This is a genomic window from Acinetobacter haemolyticus (assembly GCF_900406815.1).
In the GTDB taxonomy this organism is placed as follows: domain Bacteria; phylum Pseudomonadota; class Gammaproteobacteria; order Pseudomonadales; family Moraxellaceae; genus Acinetobacter; species Acinetobacter haemolyticus_A.
In genome coordinates, this window is record NZ_OVCN01000002.1 from 179,760 (window position 1) to 200,446 (window position 20,687).

Here is a 20,687-nt window from a genome sequence, read left to right on the forward strand (position 1 = left end):
GTTTTATTGTTTAAATTTTTCGATAAAAAATGGCGCCAACTCAGCTAAGCTCACTTGGGACTGTTCAGCCGTTGCAAGTTCCTTCACTACAAGTTGCTGAGATTCCCATTCTCGCTCGCCCAAAATCACGGCATAAACAGCACCAGATTGATCCGCCTTCTTCATTTGGCTTTTCATGCTCCCTTGAGAGCCAGTTTTGAGACGAATTGTGCTGTTGGCAGCTTCCAATTGATCACGAATTTGCTCAGCCAACACCAATGCTTTGGCTTGATAAGCTGGTTCTGCCAAGAGGAATACTTCACAATCACGCGTAATTTTAGTCTGCTCTACTTGCTCAAGTAATAACAGCAAACGCTCCATTCCCATCGCAAAACCAACCGCAGGCACAGATTGATCTGCCTTGCCTTTTAGCTGTCCAACCAAGCCATCATAACGACCGCCTGCACACACCGTTCCTTGAGAACCCAACATCGTGGTCGTCCACTCAAACACTGTTTTGTTGTAGTAATCTAAACCACGTACGAGCTTTTGGTTAATCACAAACTCAACGCCAGCATCGGTTAAGTATTGCTGTAGTTGTTGGAAATGATTAAGCGAATCTTCTTTTAGGAAATCATGCAATTTAGGTGCATTTTCTAAAATCTTTTGTGTTGATTCGATTTTAGAATCCAAAATACGCAGAGGATTAGTGCTTAATCGGCGTTGTGAGTCTTCATCCAACTGATCTTTGTGTTGATTCAGGAACTCAACCAATGCGGCGCGGTATTCAGCACGCTCATCCGTTTCACCTAAAGTGTTTAATTCTAAACGTACATTTTCCGCCATTCCCATACGTTTCCACAAACGTGCAGTCATGAGAATAATTTCAGCATCAATATCAGGCGTTGCAACACCAAAAGTTTCTACACCGAATTGATGGAATTGACGATAACGTCCTTTTTGCGGTTTTTCATAACGGAACATTGGTCCCACATACCACACTCGTGGCGCAGCGCCACGAAGTAAGTTGTGTTCTAACATTGCACGTACACAACCCGCTGTCCCTTCTGGACGTAAGGTCAATGACTCTGGTGGTGTTCCCTTATCGAAAAAGGTATACATTTCCTTTTCGACAATATCAGTCGCATCACCAATAGCACGTTTGAATAAACCTGTTTGCTCAACGATAGGCAAACGGATTTGCTGATAACCATAAGCATCCATTAAAGATGCCAATTGTTGTTCTAGACTTCTCCAAGCCGCAGTTTGCGTTGGAAGGATGTCATTAAAACCTTTGATAGCGACGATTGAACTCATGATGAACTACGAATAATTTCTTTAGATTTGGCTTCTTCAAGCTCTTGAACACGTTGACGAACCATTGTTTCAATTTCATCAACCAACTGATTGGTGTCAATTAAATGACTTTTTTCACCATTTCGATAGACCAGCGAACGCGGTGATGCGCCTACAATTCCGATATCAGCTTCTTTAGCCTCACCAGGACCGTTCACTTTACATCCGATAACCGATACATCCATCGGAGTACGAATATCCTCTAAACGCTCTTCCAAAGCTTGCATTACTTGGATCACATTAAACTCTTGGCGTGAACAGCTTGGGCAAGCAATAAAGTTAATGCCATTTGAACGTAAACCCAATGATTTTAAAATATCGAAACCAATTTTAATCTCATCTTCGGGTTCAGCAGCCAAGGAAATACGCATGGTATCTCCAATGCCTTCCATTAATAGTCCGCCAAGCGCAATCGCTGATTTCACTGTACCAGTACGATAGATGCCTGCCTCAGTTACACCGAGATGCAATGGATTATCAATCTGTTGTGACAACAAACGATAAGCATCCATGGTTAAAAATACATTTGATGCTTTCACACTCACTTTGAATTCGTGAAAATTTAAGCGATCTAGAATATCAATATGACGCATCGCAGACTCAAGCAATGCTTGCCCAGTTGGTTCGCCATACTTGATTTGCAGGTCTTTTTCCAAAGAACCGCCATTTACACCAATTCGAATCGAAATCCCATGATGTTTTGCCGCTGCAACCACTTCACGTACTTTCTGATCCGAACCAATGTTTCCCGGATTGATACGCAAGCAATCAGCACCATAATCAGCGACCGCTAATGCAATACGATGATCAAAATGAATATCAGCTACCAAAGGCACAGAAACACGTTTGCGTATGGCACCAAAGGCTTCTGCTGCTTCCATTGATGGGACAGAAACACGCATAATGTCCGCGCCTGCATCTGCACAGCGTTGGATTTGCGCAACCGTTGCATCGACATCACAGGTTTCAGTATTGGTCATGCTCTGCACACTAATGGGAGCATCACCACCGACATACACCGACCCCACACGGATTTTTCGTGTTGGACGACGCTTAATTGGGTTCACGATCATCGTATAGCTACCTATTTAGCATTAGCGAGATAAACGGAATTCAGCTTTACCATTCACTGTATAAGGACGCAATGAAATCTGTTCTTGATTTAAACTTAATGTTACGGCAGTCGCATCATCTAAGCGAATTTGAAATGGTGATTCACCATTCAAATTTAATGTTGACGCTTGGCGACCTGTCGCAAGGACTTTACCCGTTGCATCAACGATATTAATTGATGTCGGACGACTAAAGTTCAACTCTAACTGATCTCCCGATGTGGCAGCAGTATTAGCCATCGGTAAGATCTCAATATCAGAATTGGTTATCTTTGGAATATCGGCTTCATCTTTGCTGCTACTTGATGACCAGTTTTGTACAGCCATAACGGCTAACCAGCCTAGCAACAGTACAACAGCCAAAATCACCAGACGTTTTAACCATTTACGATTACGTACACTTTTCGAACCCGCCAATTTACCCATGGTTTTAATCGGTGAGTTATTCAAGGCATGACTGGCTTTGAGACCCGTATCATTGACATAAATTTCATCAAAGCGTTGAATAATCGCACTTGCATCAGCATTTAAGTATTTTGCATATGCTCGATAATAACCTTTAATAAAAGTCGCCTCAGGCAAAGCGGTATATTCATCCTGCTCTAATGCTGTCAAAGTTTTGACTGGCATATTCAATACGCTTGCAATTTCTTCAAGTTCTTTCTTTTGTGCAATACGAATTTGACGCAAATACTCACCAGGTCGTTGAATATTTCCTAATGTTGACGATGGCGAGGTTGAGCCAGTTGGCTGATGTGAATTTGGATTTATTTCCATACGGCCTCAGTACTGTACTGTAATTGCAAATAACGTTGATATTCTGGACTATCAGGAAATAAAGCGCGTAATTGGTTGACTAACACTTGCATTCCTAACTGATCCGCATTCGCTCGAGCAATGCGTATCCCGATCCAAAGTGCTCTAGCACCTTGATTGCGCTGCCCCACGCTCCGAACATATTGTTCATATAACTGGGATGCATCTCTATTGTTTTGTTGCAAATAGAAAATTTCCGACAACTCTAACATTGAAATGGTTGCATTTCGATTTGCTTGCAGCGCTTGTTTGAATGATTTTTCAGCATTCGTCACATCGCCCAATAATAAATAGATTCGCCCTAGGTTTTCCAGTGATTGAAACCGTTGATCATAACCCAAGGTTGCGCCAGCACGAGTAAACTGCTCAATCGCTTCATTATAACGCTGCATTTGATATAAATATGTACCGTAATTATTACGCGCTTGAGCATTGTCTGGCTCTGATGAAATCGCACGCTTAAAATAAGCATCTGCTTTTTCCATATTGAGCTTACTTCCCTCTTGTTGAAGCAAAATGCCCATCATCATATTGGCATTTGCATCACGGGAATTCAATTTCAGCGCTTGGTCAAGAGAACGCTTGGCAGAATCCAAATCACGATTACGAATATATTCGGCAGCCAATTGGGTGCGAACCTGAACGGCTTTTTCTGGATCTTTCGTAGATGGTGTCGATTGGCAAGCTGTTAAACCGCCTGCCATAAGTACAACTGTTATCGCTATAGTCGTTTTTAGTCGAGTTGTATTCAACGCATTATCCCCAAGTTTTATCCTTGTGTGCGCAAAATTTCTTGTCGCTGCGCCACTTTCTTTTTCCATTGTTCAGCACGACGAGTTCGGTCAGCAACTTGCCCTACCAATTGACCACACGCAGCATCAATATCATCACCACGTGTCTGACGAATCGTACACACAAATCCTGCATCAGACAAAGTTTTTTGGAAAGCAATAATTCGATTACGGCTAGAACGCCCATACGGGGCATGCGGAAATGGGTTAAATGGAATAAGGTTGATTTTACTTGGTAAATTTTTTAACAATTTAAGTAGCTGTTGAGCATGCTCTGGCTGGTCATTTACCCCATCCAACATCACATATTCAATAGTGACATGACGGCGCGCACTTTCATTGCCATCTTTAGCGAGATAACGCTGACAAGCAGCGATCAATTGTTGTAATGGATATTTTTTATTAATCGGTACCAATTCATTACGCAACTCATCATTCGGTGCATGTAATGAAATTGCCAATGCCACATCAATATCTTGCGCCAATTGATCAATCTTAGGCACCACGCCAGATGTAGATAAGGTTACACGACGTTTTGACATACCATAAGCAAAGTCATCCAGCATCAACTGCATTGAACTCAATACCGCATCATAATTGAGTAATGGTTCACCCATACCCATCATCACGACATTGGTTACAGTACGTTCGCGCTCAGCAACAGGCACATCCTCCATATAGGAATAGTTTGCCATCCAAAGCTGACCAATAATTTCCGCTGGTGTCAAATCACGCTGAAAGCCTTGCTTGCCTGTTGAACAGAACGAACAATCCAGTGCACAACCAACTTGTGACGAGATACATAAGGTTTTACGCGCGCCCGTTTTATCTTCGGCAGGAATCAAGACAGTTTCAACCAATGAACCCTCACCATCGCCGACACGGAACACCCACTTACGGGTACCATCTTTTGAGTAATTGCGATGTACTACCTCAGGTGCTTTGATTTCACAAATTTTTTCTAATTTTTCACGTAACTTGCCTGAGATATTGGTCATCTCAGCAAAATCAGTAACAAAATATTGATGAATCCATTTCATCACCTGACCAGCGCGAAACTTTTTTTCGCCCAAGTCTTCGAAGAACTTTTCTAATTCTGCACGTGACATGCCCAGTAAATTGACTTTATTGTCAGCAGCATGAACCACAGGCATAGAAACAGACTGTTGTTTTTCATCTAAATTTTCGGATGAAACGACCACTGCAGAACTCATGAACATTTACCTAAACAATATCAGCGCTAAATATGCTGTGTATTCTTTACACAACACAATTTATAAAAAATAAAAAACCAGATAAGTAGTATACCACTTATCTGGCTTGAATACTTTGGATTAACGAGTGCGTGGGCAGATCTCGTTATCAGCAAAGAAGTAAGCGATTTCACGCTCAGCAGAAGCAACTGAGTCAGAACCGTGAGCAGCATTTTCATCGATGCTTACAGCAAAATCAGCACGGATCGTACCAGGTGCAGCTTCTTTAGGGTTTGTCGCACCTAAGATTTCACGGTGAGCAAGAACTGCATTTTCACCTTCAAGAACTGAAACAACAACTGGACCAGAAGTCATGAAAGCAACTAAATCACCAAAGAAACCACGTTCTTTGTGCTCAGCATAGAAACCCTCAGCATCTGATTGAGAAAGGTGTTTCATTTTAGTTGCAACGATTTTTAAACCCGCTTTTTCAAAACGAGCAAAGATATCGCCGATGTGGTTTTTAGAAACTGCATCTGGTTTAACAATAGATAAAGTACGTTCAATCGCCATGATTGGCTCCCATTATGGTCTAAACATTAAAAAATTTGCCGCATTATACCGATGTCATCGCCAATAATCAGCTGGAATCTGTAAAAGTTCCACGATTTCAGATGAATTTCTAACGAACTTCGTCCAACCACGCCATTTGAATCGCTTCTAATAAGCCTTCAGTTGATTTGTTTGGATCATCATTAAAGTCTGGCAATGCACATACCCACGCATGTAAATCAGTAAAACGAATCCATTGCGGATCGACATCAGGATGTGCCTCAACCAATTCAATTGCGATATCGATCGTATCTGTCCAACGTAAGCCCATATGACAACCTGAATAAAAAAATAGGATTATCCCGTACTTTAACAAATCATTCGATTTGAACGATAGCCCTATTCCCGAGATTCACTACAAAATAATATTCAAACTCGGTGCCAGTAAGATGATCGCACTTGCAACTGAGGCACCAATGACTGCACCCACAATCACATCACTTGGATAGTGTAAACCTAGTACCATCCGTGACAAGGCAATCAAGATCGTAAATGGGAGCATCAAAATCAAGAGTACAGGCTGGATATAACCCAATACAATCGTCACCATCACCGCATGTAACGTATGTCCTGATGGGAAACTAAAATGATCCAATGGTCGTTCACCCAATACAATGACTTGATGTACCTGATAAGGTCTTGGACGTGTGGTTTTATGTTTTAAAAATTTATAGATCAGTGTTCCAACGGAGCCTGCGAGAATTAAATACAGAATGTTTAGGCCGTATGCCAACCCTTGTGTTGCCCACACAGATAGCAACATAACATACCAAAACGGCCCATCACCTAAACGACTGATTGTTTTAAAAAACAAGGCAACACGCTGTGAATGCGAGAGATGATTTAGGTATACACACCCTTTTAAATCAAGATCAAGTATTTTTATTTTTGCATTTTCAAATTTCATAATCTTCTCCTATATGAGAATCGTTAGCTAGAAGTCATCAGGGACTCCTTGGCAACTTGATAAAGCGCTTGTTCTAATTGTTGTACAGGAAACTGCCAACTGGTTTCTTGCACGCTTTCACTGGCAAGCAAACCCATTTGTCTAAGTTGTGGGAGCGCAGGTAAATGACAAATAGATTGGATTAAATCATTGGTGTGTCCCAGTGGACTCAACCATCCAGTAACCTCATGTTTGACATGTTGATGAGCAGAGACATAGTCGTAAGCAACTACTGGCAACCCACTCGCAATCGCTTCAAGCACAACATTTCCAAAGGTATCGGCTTGACTAGCAAAGGTAAAAACATCGGCACTGGCATAAGCTTCTGATAACTCACGACCACTTAAACTTCCCATAAAGATCACATCATCTGACTGGGCCAGCTTCCCCAATCGAGCGCGATCTGGGCCATCACCCACAATCACAAATTTTGAGTTAGTACCTTGTTGAGCCTGCAATGCATGGAAACTCTTAATTAAGACATCTACCTCTTTTTCAGGTGAGAGACGTCCGACATATAACAAGACCCGAGTATGAGCATCCACACCCCATCGCTGGCGCAATTTTTGCGAACGATGTCTTGGCGAAAATTTATCTATATCTACCCCACGCCCAACAACAACCAATGGACAAGTCACACCAAAACCACGTAGAGCTTGCTCTGTATATTGGCTAGGTACACACGTCACATCAGTACTGTTATGAAACCAAGTGAGATAACGTTGGATGGGTTTAACCAAGAATGCCAAATCAAAAAAACGACTAAAATCATGAAAAGCGGAATGAAAACCACTTGATACAGCAATTTTTTTAGACTTTGCTGCTTGCAGCGCAGTTAAACCCAAAGGTCCTTCTGTCACAATATGCACCACATCTGGCGCAAATTTTTCAAATGCTTTAGACACTTTGAGATATTGGGGCCAACCGAATTGAACACTTGGATACTTCGGCACAGGTTGAGAAAATACCAAGCACTCCTGATCAGGATGGAACTCGGTACAGACATTTTTTTGTACAGGGCGTACCAGTAAAATCTTATGACCAAGACGCTGTAAACCCTGACACAATTGCATCATCGACATCGCCACACCATTAATTTCTGGTGGCCATGTTTCAGTCACGATCGCAATCCTCAGACGGGGACGAACAAGGTCTTGAAGTTCAGACAATTGATCTTGTTGATCTTTAAAATGCTTCCTTTTAAAGTAAAATTTTAAACTTTCAGGAAACTGTTCTTGCTTTAATAGAGATGTCGCGTATGTACTTTGCATATCGCCATCCATTTGTGTCGTTATTTTCATGCTTTAAGCATAAAAATATTTTTTGACACTTTAATGATCAATAGATGACAGTTTTTTGACAACTTCAGAATAAAAAATGCTTCACCTTTTTTGGGCGAAGCACAATTTAAGTAGAGAAAAATTCGTTCTGACTACTCAGCCCAAGGATTTTCGACAGCAAACAACTGTTTATCTTCTAGACGATAAGCTACCAATTGATGTCCCCACACACACCCCCCATCAATACTTTGGATATCATCATTGATACGTTTTGCGTGCAAGGCAGCCCAGTGGCCAAAAATCAGTTGGTGTGTTTTAGCAGCTTGACTTTCATAATCGAACCACGGCTTGTAGCCCTCAGGCATTGGCGCATCCAAGCCCTCTTTAAACTCAAACTCTAACCGACCTTCCGCTGTCGTTAAACGCATACGGGTTAAATAGTTGGTAATACAACGTAAACGGGCCATACCCGTCAAGTCATCTGACCAAAGATCGGGCTGAGTGCCAAACATTTCAGCTAAAAATGCATCTAAGACCATTAAATCTTCATGACTAACTGCATCTTGCACTTCTTGCGCAAGTTCAGCTGTTTTTTCTGCTGACCAGATACAAGGTACACCCGCATGCGTCAACATCGTTTGAGGATTTGGAAATAAGCATAATGGTTGTTTACGCAACCAATCAATCAGCTCATCTCCATCAATCGCGTCAATCACCTCTTGAATTCGATCTTTGGCTTTGATTTTTTTGAAACCACGCGCAGAGGCAATTAACGACAGATCATGATTTCCTAAAATCGTCGCAGCCGCACCACGATCCGCCAGTTTTTTTACAAAGCGTAAAGCACCAACTGAATCTTCACCGCGTGCAACCAAGTCCCCTGCAAACCAAATAAAATCCTGGTCGGGATCAAAACGAATTTCTTTCAATAATGCTTTGAGTGCAGCAAAACAACCTTGCACATCACCAATCACATAGTTATAGCGTTTTGACATTAAGACACCATCTGATCAGAGAGAGCAACAAAGTCCGCTAAGCTTAAAGTTTCTGGGCGTGCCATTGGATCAACACCCGCTTTTTCAAAACCATCCTCAGCCAGCATGCCTTTTAAGCTGTTACGCAAAGTTTTTCGACGTTGCGTGAACACATGGCTCACTAAGCGAGCCAACGCTTTTTCATCTTTCGCCACAATTGGTTTAGTTTCATAAGGCTCTAAACGGAAAACAGCAGAAGTTACTTTCGGCGGTGGATTAAATGATCCTGGTGGAACTTCAAATAGAAATGTCGGTTTACAATAATACTGAATCATTACAGACAAACGACCATATTCTTTGGTGTTAGGCACCGCCGTAATACGATCAACCACTTCTTTTTGCAACATGAAATGCATGTCTTTGACTTTGTCGCCAAATTCTAAAAGGTGGAATAATAATGGCGTTGAAATGTTATAAGGTAAGTTACCCACCACTCTCAATGGGCGACCATCTTGAAACAGTTGGGTAAAGTCATACTTCAATGCATCTGCTTCAATAATCGTCAAACGCTCAGGATGCGGCACACGACCCGGCAAACCTGCTGCCAGATCTCGATCCAGCTCAACCACGGTCAAAGCATCACACTCGCCAATCAGAGGAGATGTCAATGCTGCCAATCCTGGACCAATTTCCACAACATTATCGCCCGCACGCGGATTTACTGAGCGTACAATTTTGGCAATCACACGCTGATCATGTAAGAAGTTCTGACCAAAACGTTTTCGAGCCTGATGCCCTTCATCTTTAGGGTTTAGGGCATTAATTTGATACATAATAATTCCAACGTGAATAATTTACTCGTGAATCACTGACGAGCCAAATCTAGTGCTAAATCTACTGCAACATGCAAGCTTGATGCTTTAGCCTGTCCAGTGCCTGCAAGAGACAGTGCTGTACCATGATCGACAGAGGTTCGAATAAATGGTAAGCCTAATGTAATGTTTACAGCTTCACCAAAGCCTTGTGATTTTAACACAGGTAAGCCTTGATCGTGATACATCGCTAAAACTGCATCTGCATCTTTCAGGTTTTCTGGGGTAAATAAAGTATCTGCGGGCAAACTCAAACTCATCTTCACGCCCTGTGCACGATACTCTTCCAAGACTGGATTAATCACCTCGATCTCTTCCCGTCCTAGATAACCATCCTCACCCGCATGAGGATTTAAACCACAGACTAAAATTTTAGGATGCGTGATTTTGAATTTTGTTTTTAAATCATGAATCAGGATATCAATCACCTGATGTAGACGTTCTTTACTAATAGCATCTGGCACATCGCGTAGCGGCAAATGAGTCGTTGCCAAAGCCACCCTTAGCGTTTTTGTCGCCAGCATCATCACCACACGCTCAACGCTAGCAAACTCTTGGTAGTATTCGGTATGTCCACTAAATGCAATGCCTGCATCATTGATAATGGATTTCTGCACGGGAGCTGTAGCGACACCTACACTTCGCCCTGACATGGCATAATCTGCAGAACGACGTAATTGCTCTAAGACATAGTCTGAATTTACTGGATTTAATTGCCCTTCAATCACAGTCTCTTTCAATGGGACGTGTTCAACGAATAACTGCCCTTTTGGACTAGACAACGACTGACCTTGATATGGCGTCAGTTCGACAATAATGCCTAATTGATCAGCACGCTGCTGTAACATCTGCAAATCAGCTAAAACGACAATAGGACGCTCATCTACTCGTTCGGCCAACCCCAAACAGATATCAGGTCCTATTCCTGCAGGTTCACCAGAAGTGACATATAAAGGAAGCATATTTTTCGCCGATCATTTGATACTTTTTCTAGTGTAGCGAAAATCTAAAATCAGCTGTAGTTTTTCAGCCTTTATTTATATACAAGTTAAGGACTGGCTGCCGTTTTAGTGAGATTCTGAGGCACTAAATTTGATGGGACAAAGCTTGGCGTACGTGTCCAAGGGTTAATGGTGGCCTGTGGTTTTCTTTCGACTGGTACACTTACAGCCAAATCGCTTTTCTTCTCTGCGATCCCTCCAGCACCATTTGCTTTATCCAGACTAGAATTGACAGCAAGCTCTTTCTTTTCAATCGCAGGGATGGGCTGTCCAACTTGCATCTCTTTTTTATCAACAATGGTAGTTACTGTTGTAGCAGTATTGGACTGGGTATATGACGGCGCCAACATTCCCTGTTTCACTACTGTTTGAATGGAAGATTGTTGAGATTGAGGAGCAACTGACGATGGACGAGTCGGCGCTTGGTCTTGTGATGTAATCAAATCTACAGGAATTTCAATTGCTTTCATCTCGGCCGTAACTGCCATCATCGGATCGACATGATCACTGCCTCGGCTCTCAAGCACTTCAAGTTTCTTGGTGGTGCCTTCTCTAGGTTGGAATTCTGAATAATTGGTCACACTACTTTGGTCTACCCATTTATAAAGACGTCGTGCATTTGTTTGTGTAGAACAAACACCTATTAATAAAGTCACTACAACAATTTTTGTAGAAAACGACAGTCTCATCAAGATCCCCAAGAGAACATGCAAATACTTCTATTTATTTCAATCAATTAATAAAAATAATAAGTCAAACTCTCCCCCATCACAAGCGGAACAATACACGCTATAATTATGGTCTTGTTATTGACCAAATCAGTCACTTTGCAGCAAAATAATGCCTCTCGTATGATTTTCTGTTGTGCCGTTTTATAAATTAATGTAGAATTCGGTCTCCTTTTGTTTGGACAGATTTCACCGTCCAAACCAACTATAATAGGTAGTGGTTTAATGAAAACTCTCAGCGCTAAGCCAGCTGAAGTTCAACATGACTGGTATGTTGTTGATGCTTCTGGCAAAACTTTAGGTCGCCTCGCGACTGAAATCGCTCGTCGTTTACGCGGTAAGCACAAAACTTCTTATACTCCTCACGTTGACACTGGTGACTACATCGTTGTTATCAATGCTGAGAATATTCAAGTGACTGGTAACAAAGCACTTGATAAAAAGTATTATCGCCATACTGGTTTCCCTGGTGGTATCCGTGAGACTAACTTCGAGAAGTTAATTGCTCACAAACCTGAAGCTGTTTTAGAAAAAGCTGTTAAAGGTATGTTGCCAAAAGGTCCTCTTGGTTATGCAATGATCAAAAAAATGAAAGTGTACGCTGGTAGCGAGCATCCTCATACTGCTCAACAGCCACAAGTTTTGGACATCTAAGGGATACAGCACATGGCTACTAATTATGGTACAGGTCGCCGTAAGACCGCAACTGCACGTGTTTTCTTATCAGCTGGTACAGGCAAACTCGTAATCAACAATCGTACTTTAGAGCAATATTTCGGTCGTGAAACTGCTCGTATGGTTGTACGTCAGCCTTTAGAACTTTTAGAAGTTACTGAAAAGTTTGACCTTTACATCACTGTTAAAGGTGGTGGTATCGGTGGTCAAGCTGGCGCTATTCGTCACGGTATTACTCGTGCGTTGATCGCTGCAGACGAAACTTTAAAACCTGCTCTTCGTCAAGCTGGTTTCGTTACTCGTGATGCTCGTGAAGTTGAACGTAAGAAACTTGGTTTACGTAAAGCACGTAAACGTCCTCAATTCTCTAAACGTTAATCGTTTTACGAATTGGACCAAAAACCTCGGATTTTTCCGAGGTTTTTTATTTATGACTAAGATCAAATCTCAAGGATGCTTTTTCTACGTTTTTTTAGTATGCTAAAGCGTTTATACCTCTAGCTTTGTCATATGTCATCGGTTGAAAATACACCAGTTCAGGGCATCACCCTTTATAGTCACGCAGATGATTTCCGTTCCCACTGGATTCGCTTATTACTCGCCGAAAAACAAATCAAATATCATCTGATTCTTACTGACCATGAAGATGAAGATTTGGCTGATCTGAATCCCTACAATCAGCTCCCCATGCTGATAGAGCAGAACCTTAAACTTTTCTCTCCGCATGTAATTGCTGAATATTTAGATGATCGCTATCGACAAAATAAGCTCTATGCTGATGCACCTATGGCCAGAGCAGAACAACGCCAATATATTTGGCGCTTTGAGCAAGACTGGTTCAAACTCGTTGACCACATGCTTAGACATGCTGATACGCTCGATTTAACCCAAAAACAAAAAGCACAGAAGGAGTTGAGGAATACCTTGATTTCACTGACACCCTTATTTCAACACTATCCCTTTTTTATGTCAGAAACATTTTCCATTCTGGACTGTATGCTTGCACCCATCTTTCTCAGACTTAAAAGCATGGGAATAGAATTACCCCAACAACACTGTCGACCAATTTTCTTGTATTGTCATCGTATCTTTAGCCGTCCATCTTTCATTAAATCAATGACAGCTCAAGAAAAAAACAGCTACAATAAATTGATTTCTACGATTTAATAAGTTTTTAATTATGTCTGAGCAAATAACGTTTACTCCTACACGCCCCTATCTTGCTCGTGCCATTTATGAATGGATTTGCGATAATCAACTCACGCCATATTTATTAGTTGATGCAACACAACCGCATACCGATGTTCCACAACAATTTGTTAAAGATGGTCAAATTGTTTTAAATCTTGCACCTCATGCCATTCATCAATTGCATATCAGCAATGAAGCAATTACTTTTTCTGCACGATTTGGCGGTGTTGCCAAAGAAATTTACGTGCCTATCCGCGCTGTACTCGGCATTTATGCAAAGGAAAACGGCCAAGGTTTATTTTTCGATCCTTCTGAGTATGCTGATATTGAAGAAACAATCAGCCCGGCAAAAGAAGAATCACAACAAAAAACTGAAACAACTAAGAAAAAACCTTCGCTTAGAATTTTAGATTAATTGAGGATATATATAATGGCCTTTGACTTAGTTCAATATTTTGCTGAACAAATTAAAATTCAAAAACCGCAACTATTTAGTCAATATTCTCAACCAGAAAAACTGCTTTACATTGATGAAATCAATGCACTCGCACTTGGTCGCTTGATTAGTCTCTGGAAACAAAATCCTCAAAAACATTATCAGGAAGTCCAAACTTCTGATCCATTGTATATCCGGGAAATTACGCGTCACCTCACGACTTCCGCTCACAACCAATCCTCCCTCAGCACAACTGAACTAGAAACAAGTCTCACTGAGGTTTTGTCATTACAACTTGCTGAATTGAAACAGCTGGATGAAACAGGAAGTTTTGGTCAAACAGGGCTTACTGAATTGCTTTTGGGTCAAGTCGAACATTTATCTGGTCAAGCAGAAGACTGGGTCTGGTCAACCAATCAATTAACCGAGCTTCTGGGTTCAAAACCAATTGAACAAGAAGAGGTCTCGCTTGAAACAACTATGCAAGAATTCAATAAAATGGTTCATCAAGCCCAGCCAACCTTAGACCATCAAGAAACAATTGATATTCAGCCGCCTGCTACGCCAACATGGGCTTCTATTACAGCACCTTTGGTTGCCTTAATTATTTTAGGGATACTGTATTGCTCTTATACTCAACTTATTGTTGCCTAAATTTCCAAATGATAAAGAAAGATTTATATCTTTCTTTATCAAACACTTATAAATAATAAAGTTTGAATAAATATTAATTTTAAACAATTTAACAGAATAATTTACATTTATTTACAATCATATTTCCATTAAATTCCCAAACAATAATGTGATAAAAATCACAATAAAATTAAAATAACATCTGTATTTAATATTTTAATTTTTCATCCTGACAAAAATTGTCAATTATTAACACCCTTTATTTTATTATTATCCTAAAGCATGATTGATTTAATTAAATAGTTTCCTATAATGAAATTAACTACTTTTGAAAACCAATTAAAACAAAAGTAAGTTATATAAACTTATAAACAATAATGTATTAGTAGAGATAATATCATGGCTAAAATTTCACTAGAAAGCTTATCAAATATTGATGGTTTCGTTGCAGCAGCGTTAGTAGACACAGAAAGTGGCCTAGCCCTCGCGACACAAGGTGGTGGGGCAATTGATTTGGAACTTGCAGCAGCGGGTAATACCGAAGTTGTACGAGCAAAACGCCGTGTTGCTAACTCACTGAAACTAAACGATGATATCGAAGATATCTTAATTACACTTGGTAAGGCATACCACTTAATTCGACCATTAGAAAGCAATGGCAACCTCTTCCTCTATGTTGTACTTGACCGCACAAAATCAAACCTAGCAATGGCTCGTCACGAACTTAAAACCTTCGAAAAAGAATTAGACTTTGCTTAATTTGCAAAGCTAAAAGATTTAGTATATTAGACTTCTTACATTTATTTTTATTTAAAACAATAGGAATAATATAAGAGGTCTAATATTAGTCTTTATATATTAAATAAAGACCATTTTGTGCAGTCCAATATTTTACCAATATTAAAGTGATACTATGAATGGGCATTGCATTAATATCGCAATTTCAGGTATAAGTTTAAAAGTTTCGGATGAGTTAAAAATAGAGCTTAGAAAAACCATACCCAATGATTTTGGAATTAACTGGATTAATATTGCAGATCCAAATATAGACTTATTATTAATAAACGAAAATTTTTTTGATACCGAAGGTATTCAGCGTATTTTGAGAGAGAAGGAACTTCCCTGCTTAAAAGTCTCTAAAGGACAAGCCAGCTGTAATATCGAAGAAAACAATACCCTTTACTTACCCTTTCAACAAACCGATGCCTTAAAAAACTGGATTCAGCTCCGTCTTTTAAGCTATTTATCACATCAACAAGCCCAACAACCAAAAATAGAGACCAATTCAACCCATAACGCGCTCGATAAAAAGTTTTTAACGGATATGTTAAATCCTGAAAATGCACGTCTACATCTTTTTGATGATCACGGTACATTGGCAATTATCGATACACGCAGTCAAGTTGCTTGGTTAGAACCTACACGCATACATACACAGACCAATCGCAGTTTTAATTATGGGTTTGCGACAACATCTGATTTCACCAAAGTCTCTCGTAAAGTTGAATACAACCTACAAGACTGGTTATGGAACTTAATATGGTCTTCGCACGAATTTCAAACACTAGCACCTGTTGCACAAGAATATTACAAAATTGACTACTGGCCTCAACCGACACAAAGTGCGGATCGAAAAATTATTCTTTTGCTGTCTGCTTGTTTCATTCAAGGCGCTCAACTTGATCAAGTTGCGAACCAATTAAACATACCCATTCAAACAGTTCAGCAATATATTGCCGCTTGTATTGCTTCAAATAATGGCAACATTATTTCAGCAATTGACGGTCATTACTTAAAATCCAATACAGTTGAACCACCTCCTGAACAACAAGGTTTTTTGAATAAGTTTTTTGGAAAAATTAGACGCCGCTTTGGGCTTTAAGGAATAATATGATTCTTCAACAATATAAAATTGTTTTTGCAGGAAGCATGGGCGCAGGCAAAACTGAAGCCATACGGTCTCTTTCTGAAGTCCCTGTCCTAGCAACTGAAGCATTTAACACGGATACTCAAGCACATAGTAAAGCTGAAACAACTGTGGGGATTGACTATGGGGAAATCACACTAGATGACGGCATTAAAATAGGCTTATATGGCACACCTGGACAGTCACGTTTTGACTTTATTTGGCCCGTCATCTGTCAAGGTGCTCTTGGAGTAATTCTGTTAGTTGATCATAACAGCAAGGTGCCTATCGAAGAGCTTGAAGGTTATCTAGACACATTTAAAGACTATACACAGAATATTTCGATTGGCATTACTCATGTTGATGAAAACAAAGGACAATCCACTGCGATATATCGAGAGTGGCTAATGCAGAACAACTATCAATACCCACTTTTTTTTATTGATGCACGTAAACAAGAACATATCCTGCTTATGATCGAATCACTGATTGCGGCGTTAGAAGTAAACTTAAAAGCCACCCATTAACTATTTTAATAAAGAGAAAAATTATGTTCACTATCTCAAGCCAACAACGTACCGCACCGAAAGAGCTGATTCAGTTCGCAAAATCGCAAGCCAATGATATTCTTGTTAATATTCGTGGTATTGATTATATTATGATTTGTTCAACCGACGGTTTTGAGTTGGCATCAATTTATAAAAAGAATCCTTATAACAGTAGTAAACTGGCCGCGGTAAGTAGTTCTATCTTGGCAATGGTCAGCGCTTTTCTTAATGAAATTCAACTTACAGGCTGTCAGAGCATTACCTTAGATGCAGAAAATGGCAAAGCGATTTTGACAGCCATCCCAGCACCGCATCATCCGATGGTTCTAGTCACACTGAGCAATAAAGATGTTCTTCTCGGACAATTGTTATATAGTTTAAAACAAGCCAGCGCAGCCATTAGCGCAGCCGATCAAGCTTAATTCTTCATTGATTTCATTCAATCTGTCAGGGCAATCATCCTGTCAGATTTTTTTTAGCCTTAAATTTAGCCATATACATTTTTAAATTTTCATATTCGAATCTATATCCTAAACCTGTATAAATTCTCTTAATACATCCCTTCTTCATGTTTATTTGAAAATCATCCATATAAATTACTGTAATTAAATCAGATGAACGGTATAAAAATTACATGATTTAGCAATAATTTTTCATTATGATAATTTTCGAACAAATAACAACATTAATGTTCAAAAATGAAAATCAACACCATTGCTTGATGAAATCGATTAATCATCAAGGCAAGATCAACAAGGAGAAAGATTCAATGGGGCTAAGCACTATTAAATTCAGTGTCGGTACAGCATTGCTGATGGGTACTTTTGCCATGCAAAATGCCTTGGCAGATTCTTATGTTTTTATTACGAATACCACTCCTGAAACGGTATCCGTTCAAGTCAACCATACAGGCACACAAGTTTTGCAGCATGGAAATCAATGGGCGCAAGAGGCAACACAGATAGCGCCTTATGAAACCAAACGTGTGCTCCGCATGAACCGATATTCAGGACTCAAATCTGGTCAAACCTACAATTTTGATACCGTAGTTTCCAGTGGCAATTCTCAAGTTACTTTTAAACAATCCATGACTGGGACATGGTATGGCAGCACCATTAAACACGGTATGCAAACCTCATCGACGACTTCACCTTGGTATACAGATCGCAATATATATCGGATCAATACAATATATGCAGGTTTAGCCGCTCAGACTGCTGTGAAAGCAGAATATACAGGGGGCTATGATGATTTTCATTACACCATTCATCAAAATACGATACCTGAACCTGTCTCGAACAATGCCAATGAAATTAAGGTTTTGTCCTATAATATTTACGCCCTACCTATGGTCGCCAGCAAAATTAGTGAACGTTTAGCTGAGTTACCCCAACATCTAAATGGTTACGATGTCATTCTGATGCAGGAAGCTTTTTCATCTTCGCGTACTGGCATGCTTAATCAACTCGCGCAACAATATCCTTATCAAACACATGTTCCAATTGGATCTGGCTATAACTTATTCGATAGCGGTGTATTGGTATTGAGCCGTTACCCTATCGTTAAAACAGCTGAAATGATTTATCCAGATTGTACTGGAACGGATTGTTTCGCAGATAAAGGCGTAATTTATGCAGAAATCATCAAGAATGGTAAAGCCTACCATGTGACTTCAACACACACTGCATCATTTGATACCAATGAAGCGCGCGCGTTACGTCAGGTTCAATTCCAACAAATTCGACAATTGATCAATCAGCAAAATATTCCAAGCTTCGATGCAGTATTAATGGGTGGCGATTTCAATGTAAATAAGTTGTTATGGCCACAAGATTACCAAGATATGCTTACTCATCTTAATGCGACTGCACCTGTGAGCACAGGCTATACCGCTTCAACTTTTGATCCACGTATCAATAAACTCGCTGGAGCGGCTGGTTCAGGTGGAACAACAGTTGAATACTTGGATTATGTCGTTTCATCAAATAATCACCGTCAACCGACCCAATCTCGTAACGATGTTCGCATTCTACGTTCGGCTGCTGACCCATTGTTTATGACATGGGATCTATCTGATCATTTCCCTGTCATGGGACATTTTAATTACAACCCATAAAGCGGAATGCCGAATGAATAAGAGACTATTACTGACAATATTTCTTGTTTTACTGGTCTTGGTCGGAATTGCAGTTTGGAAGAGCACCGCCTCTTCCGCTGCAATTGAACAAGCAGCACGGACCGAATCTATAAGACCTAACCCAACTCAAGATAAAAACATGCAACATAAAAATGCCGATCAAATTTTACAAGAGTCTTTGTCCACGCAATTAAAATCCGTGCAGCGTCAACCAGGAAATATCACCCAATTTATCAATACGTTTAAAGCCAATTGCCAGTTAGAAAACTGTGATGCAGCCTTAGCCCAAGCACTCGCAAATTATCCTGATCAAAAATTTGCTCAAACTGTGCAGAATTTATTGAAGCGTATGCCGCAATATGAACAGCAAATGCAAAGTACCGTGTTATCAACGGCGATATCACCTAAAGAACGCTTTGATGCAATTTGGAAACTAAGAGAACAGACGCTAGGTAAAGATGAAGCAGCTTTAGGTTTTGGACAAGAACGTGAATATGCAGATTATCGTTTTGCTTATGCGGAACTTAAACAGAATACGCAATTAAATCCTGAACAACGATTGGCTGCATTAGAAACGCTTCAACAAAAACACCCTCGACTGATGGAGCAAGAAAGTAATTTTGCTCGTTATGAACAAGCTGTTCAACTGCTTGACGAGAAACAGCCAACTGCTGAAACACAACGTCTAAAACAAGAGTTACAACAGCGCTATCTCTCACAACAAGAGCAATTAGACCTACAATTTAAACAACAACGTGAACAACAGCAGCAACAAAAAGTAGATCAATACCAACAAGCGCTCAAACAACTACAACAAGAAATGCAACCGCTCAAGTCTCAACTTTCTGAAACTGAGTGGCAAAAGCACTATCAACAGCGTCTTGAAAGCTTACGATCGAATCTGTTTCCTTAAAAATAATGCCATCTGATATACAGATGGCGACTATTTCAGCATCTGATTTTTTCACCTATACTGCTGTAAAAGTAAAACTCACAAACGCTTCTTTATTTTTGGAAATCAATGGAATGAATTACCCAAAATTTCAACATGACTTAAATACCGCGCTTGAATCTGAAATCTTAGGTGAATTGATTTTTCAGAATGCAGCAAAGTATACTCACTCGACTGAACAACAATATAAATGGAATATCTTGGCTCAATTAGAAACTCAAACTTTACATAAGTTACAACAGTTTCTGATTCAAAATGGGCATACCGCAAAGATACGACCGCATATCAAATTACAAGCCAAAGCATCAGGAATTGTGATGGCAAAACTGCCGTGGAAAGTTGCGATGCATTTGCTTAAACAAGGCACAAAACCTTTTATGGAAACTTTCGAGCGAATGAATCAACATGCTGATGCTCAAACTCAAACATTTCTGCAATATTTATTGGCACATGAACAAGCTTTGGCAGAGTTTGCAACACAAGAATTAAAAGGAAATTCGGGAAGTTCACTCGATGCTGTAGAAAAATTATTAAAAAGCTAGGACTAGC

25 protein-coding genes are annotated in these 20,687 nt (G+C 40.1%); 12 read left to right on the top strand and 13 right to left on the bottom strand.

All coding sequences use genetic code 11. From position 1 onward, the window contains the following. Positions 1-3 precede the first annotated feature (3 nt). The 13 genes from hisS to DK207_RS02305 all read right to left on the bottom strand — a co-directional run bounded on the left by hisS (position 4) and on the right by DK207_RS02305 (position 11,621). Positions 4-1,296, bottom strand: a complete 1,293-nt coding sequence (gene hisS / locus DK207_RS02245; protein WP_109439787.1) for a histidine--tRNA ligase — start codon at positions 1,294-1,296, stop codon at positions 4-6. Then, entirely contained in the window at positions 1,293-2,408 is a 1,116-nt protein-coding gene (gene ispG / locus DK207_RS02250; RefSeq protein ID WP_005083384.1) for a flavodoxin-dependent (E)-4-hydroxy-3-methylbut-2-enyl-diphosphate synthase, read from the bottom strand. The genes hisS and ispG overlap by 4 nt, the downstream gene beginning before the upstream one ends. A 21-nt stretch (positions 2,409-2,429) precedes the next feature. Next, positions 2,430-3,224: a helix-turn-helix domain-containing protein gene (locus DK207_RS02255; RefSeq protein ID WP_109439788.1), complete on the bottom strand. Its 795-nt coding sequence runs from the start codon at positions 3,222-3,224 to the stop codon at positions 2,430-2,432. Beyond that, positions 3,215-4,015, bottom strand: a complete 801-nt coding sequence (gene pilW / locus DK207_RS02260) for a type IV pilus biogenesis/stability protein PilW (protein ID WP_213066227.1) — start codon at positions 4,013-4,015, stop codon at positions 3,215-3,217. Before pilW ends, DK207_RS02255 begins: the two co-directional genes overlap by 10 nt. A gap of 17 nt (positions 4,016-4,032) precedes the next feature. Beyond that, the gene (gene rlmN / locus DK207_RS02265) at positions 4,033-5,268 is read right to left on the bottom strand and encodes a 23S rRNA (adenine(2503)-C(2))-methyltransferase RlmN (RefSeq protein WP_109439790.1); all 1,236 of its coding nucleotides are present in this window, start codon (positions 5,266-5,268) and stop codon (positions 4,033-4,035) included. 120 nt (positions 5,269-5,388) lie between these two features. After that, positions 5,389-5,820 (bottom strand): nucleoside-diphosphate kinase, encoded by a 432-nt coding sequence (gene ndk, locus DK207_RS02270; RefSeq protein ID WP_004640823.1) that lies wholly within the window; start codon positions 5,818-5,820, stop codon positions 5,389-5,391. Positions 5,821-5,929: 109 nt separating this feature from the next. After that, on the bottom strand, positions 5,930-6,130 hold the full coding sequence (iscX, locus tag DK207_RS02275) for a Fe-S cluster assembly protein IscX (protein WP_004640824.1): 201 nt from the start codon (positions 6,128-6,130) through the stop codon (positions 5,930-5,932). 84 nt (positions 6,131-6,214) lie between these two features. Then, complete coding sequence (locus tag DK207_RS02280) at positions 6,215-6,766, bottom strand: phosphatase PAP2 family protein (protein WP_109439791.1); 552 nt, start codon at positions 6,764-6,766, stop codon at positions 6,215-6,217. A gap of 23 nt (positions 6,767-6,789) precedes the next feature. Further along, positions 6,790-8,106 (bottom strand): glycosyltransferase family 4 protein, encoded by a 1,317-nt coding sequence (locus tag DK207_RS02285; RefSeq protein WP_171293614.1) that lies wholly within the window; start codon positions 8,104-8,106, stop codon positions 6,790-6,792. Positions 8,107-8,237: 131 nt separating this feature from the next. Continuing rightward, the gene (locus DK207_RS02290; protein WP_109439793.1) at positions 8,238-9,080 is read right to left on the bottom strand and encodes a symmetrical bis(5'-nucleosyl)-tetraphosphatase; all 843 of its coding nucleotides are present in this window, start codon (positions 9,078-9,080) and stop codon (positions 8,238-8,240) included. After that, on the bottom strand, positions 9,080-9,892 hold the full coding sequence (gene rsmA, locus DK207_RS02295) for a 16S rRNA (adenine(1518)-N(6)/adenine(1519)-N(6))-dimethyltransferase RsmA (RefSeq protein WP_109439794.1): 813 nt from the start codon (positions 9,890-9,892) through the stop codon (positions 9,080-9,082). Before rsmA ends, DK207_RS02290 begins: the two co-directional genes overlap by 1 nt. Positions 9,893-9,924: 32 nt before the next feature. Then, positions 9,925-10,893 carry a 4-hydroxythreonine-4-phosphate dehydrogenase PdxA gene (gene pdxA / locus DK207_RS02300; protein ID WP_109439795.1) on the bottom strand — a complete coding sequence of 323 codons (969 nt, stop codon included), beginning with the start codon at positions 10,891-10,893 and terminating at the stop codon, positions 9,925-9,927. Positions 10,894-10,979: 86 nt separating this feature from the next. Continuing rightward, positions 10,980-11,621 (bottom strand): hypothetical protein, encoded by a 642-nt coding sequence (locus DK207_RS02305; protein WP_109439796.1) that lies wholly within the window; start codon positions 11,619-11,621, stop codon positions 10,980-10,982. Positions 11,622-11,885: 264 nt separating this feature from the next. On the opposite strand from DK207_RS02305, the gene rplM reads away from it, so the two are divergent. The 12 genes from rplM to DK207_RS02365 all read left to right on the top strand — a co-directional run bounded on the left by rplM (position 11,886) and on the right by DK207_RS02365 (position 20,680). Then, complete coding sequence (gene rplM / locus DK207_RS02310) at positions 11,886-12,314, top strand: 50S ribosomal protein L13 (protein WP_004640836.1); 429 nt, start codon at positions 11,886-11,888, stop codon at positions 12,312-12,314. A 12-nt stretch (positions 12,315-12,326) separates the two neighbouring features. Further along, on the top strand, positions 12,327-12,713 hold the full coding sequence (rpsI, locus tag DK207_RS02315; RefSeq protein ID WP_004640839.1) for a 30S ribosomal protein S9: 387 nt from the start codon (positions 12,327-12,329) through the stop codon (positions 12,711-12,713). A 132-nt stretch (positions 12,714-12,845) separates the two neighbouring features. Next, positions 12,846-13,502: a glutathione S-transferase N-terminal domain-containing protein gene (locus DK207_RS02320; RefSeq protein WP_109439797.1), complete on the top strand. Its 657-nt coding sequence runs from the start codon at positions 12,846-12,848 to the stop codon at positions 13,500-13,502. A gap of 13 nt (positions 13,503-13,515) precedes the next feature. Next, positions 13,516-13,941 (top strand): ClpXP protease specificity-enhancing factor, encoded by a 426-nt coding sequence (locus DK207_RS02325; RefSeq protein ID WP_109439798.1) that lies wholly within the window; start codon positions 13,516-13,518, stop codon positions 13,939-13,941. Positions 13,942-13,956: 15 nt separating this feature from the next. Then, a complete protein-coding gene (locus DK207_RS02330; protein WP_109439799.1) occupies positions 13,957-14,616 on the top strand; it encodes a hypothetical protein in 660 nt (219 codons plus the stop codon). A 378-nt stretch (positions 14,617-14,994) separates the two neighbouring features. Beyond that, the gene (locus DK207_RS02335; protein ID WP_005083406.1) at positions 14,995-15,354 is read left to right on the top strand and encodes a hypothetical protein; all 360 of its coding nucleotides are present in this window, start codon (positions 14,995-14,997) and stop codon (positions 15,352-15,354) included. Between the two features lie 154 nt (positions 15,355-15,508). Continuing rightward, positions 15,509-16,477 carry a hypothetical protein gene (locus DK207_RS02340; protein ID WP_109439800.1) on the top strand — a complete coding sequence of 323 codons (969 nt, stop codon included), beginning with the start codon at positions 15,509-15,511 and terminating at the stop codon, positions 16,475-16,477. Positions 16,478-16,485: 8 nt separating this feature from the next. Beyond that, positions 16,486-17,028 carry a GTP-binding protein gene (locus DK207_RS02345; RefSeq protein WP_109439801.1) on the top strand — a complete coding sequence of 181 codons (543 nt, stop codon included), beginning with the start codon at positions 16,486-16,488 and terminating at the stop codon, positions 17,026-17,028. Between the two features lie 23 nt (positions 17,029-17,051). After that, positions 17,052-17,471 (top strand): roadblock/LC7 domain-containing protein, encoded by a 420-nt coding sequence (locus DK207_RS02350; RefSeq protein WP_109439802.1) that lies wholly within the window; start codon positions 17,052-17,054, stop codon positions 17,469-17,471. Positions 17,472-17,818: 347 nt separating this feature from the next. Then, on the top strand, positions 17,819-19,165 hold the full coding sequence (locus DK207_RS02355) for a sphingomyelin phosphodiesterase (protein ID WP_109439823.1): 1,347 nt from the start codon (positions 17,819-17,821) through the stop codon (positions 19,163-19,165). Between the two features lie 13 nt (positions 19,166-19,178). Further along, positions 19,179-20,099, top strand: a complete 921-nt coding sequence (locus DK207_RS02360) for a lipase secretion chaperone (RefSeq protein WP_109439803.1) — start codon at positions 19,179-19,181, stop codon at positions 20,097-20,099. A gap of 113 nt (positions 20,100-20,212) precedes the next feature. Further along, positions 20,213-20,680, top strand: coding sequence for a hypothetical protein (locus tag DK207_RS02365; RefSeq protein WP_109439824.1), 468 nt, complete (start codon positions 20,213-20,215; stop codon positions 20,678-20,680). Positions 20,681-20,687: the final 7 nt, after the last annotated feature.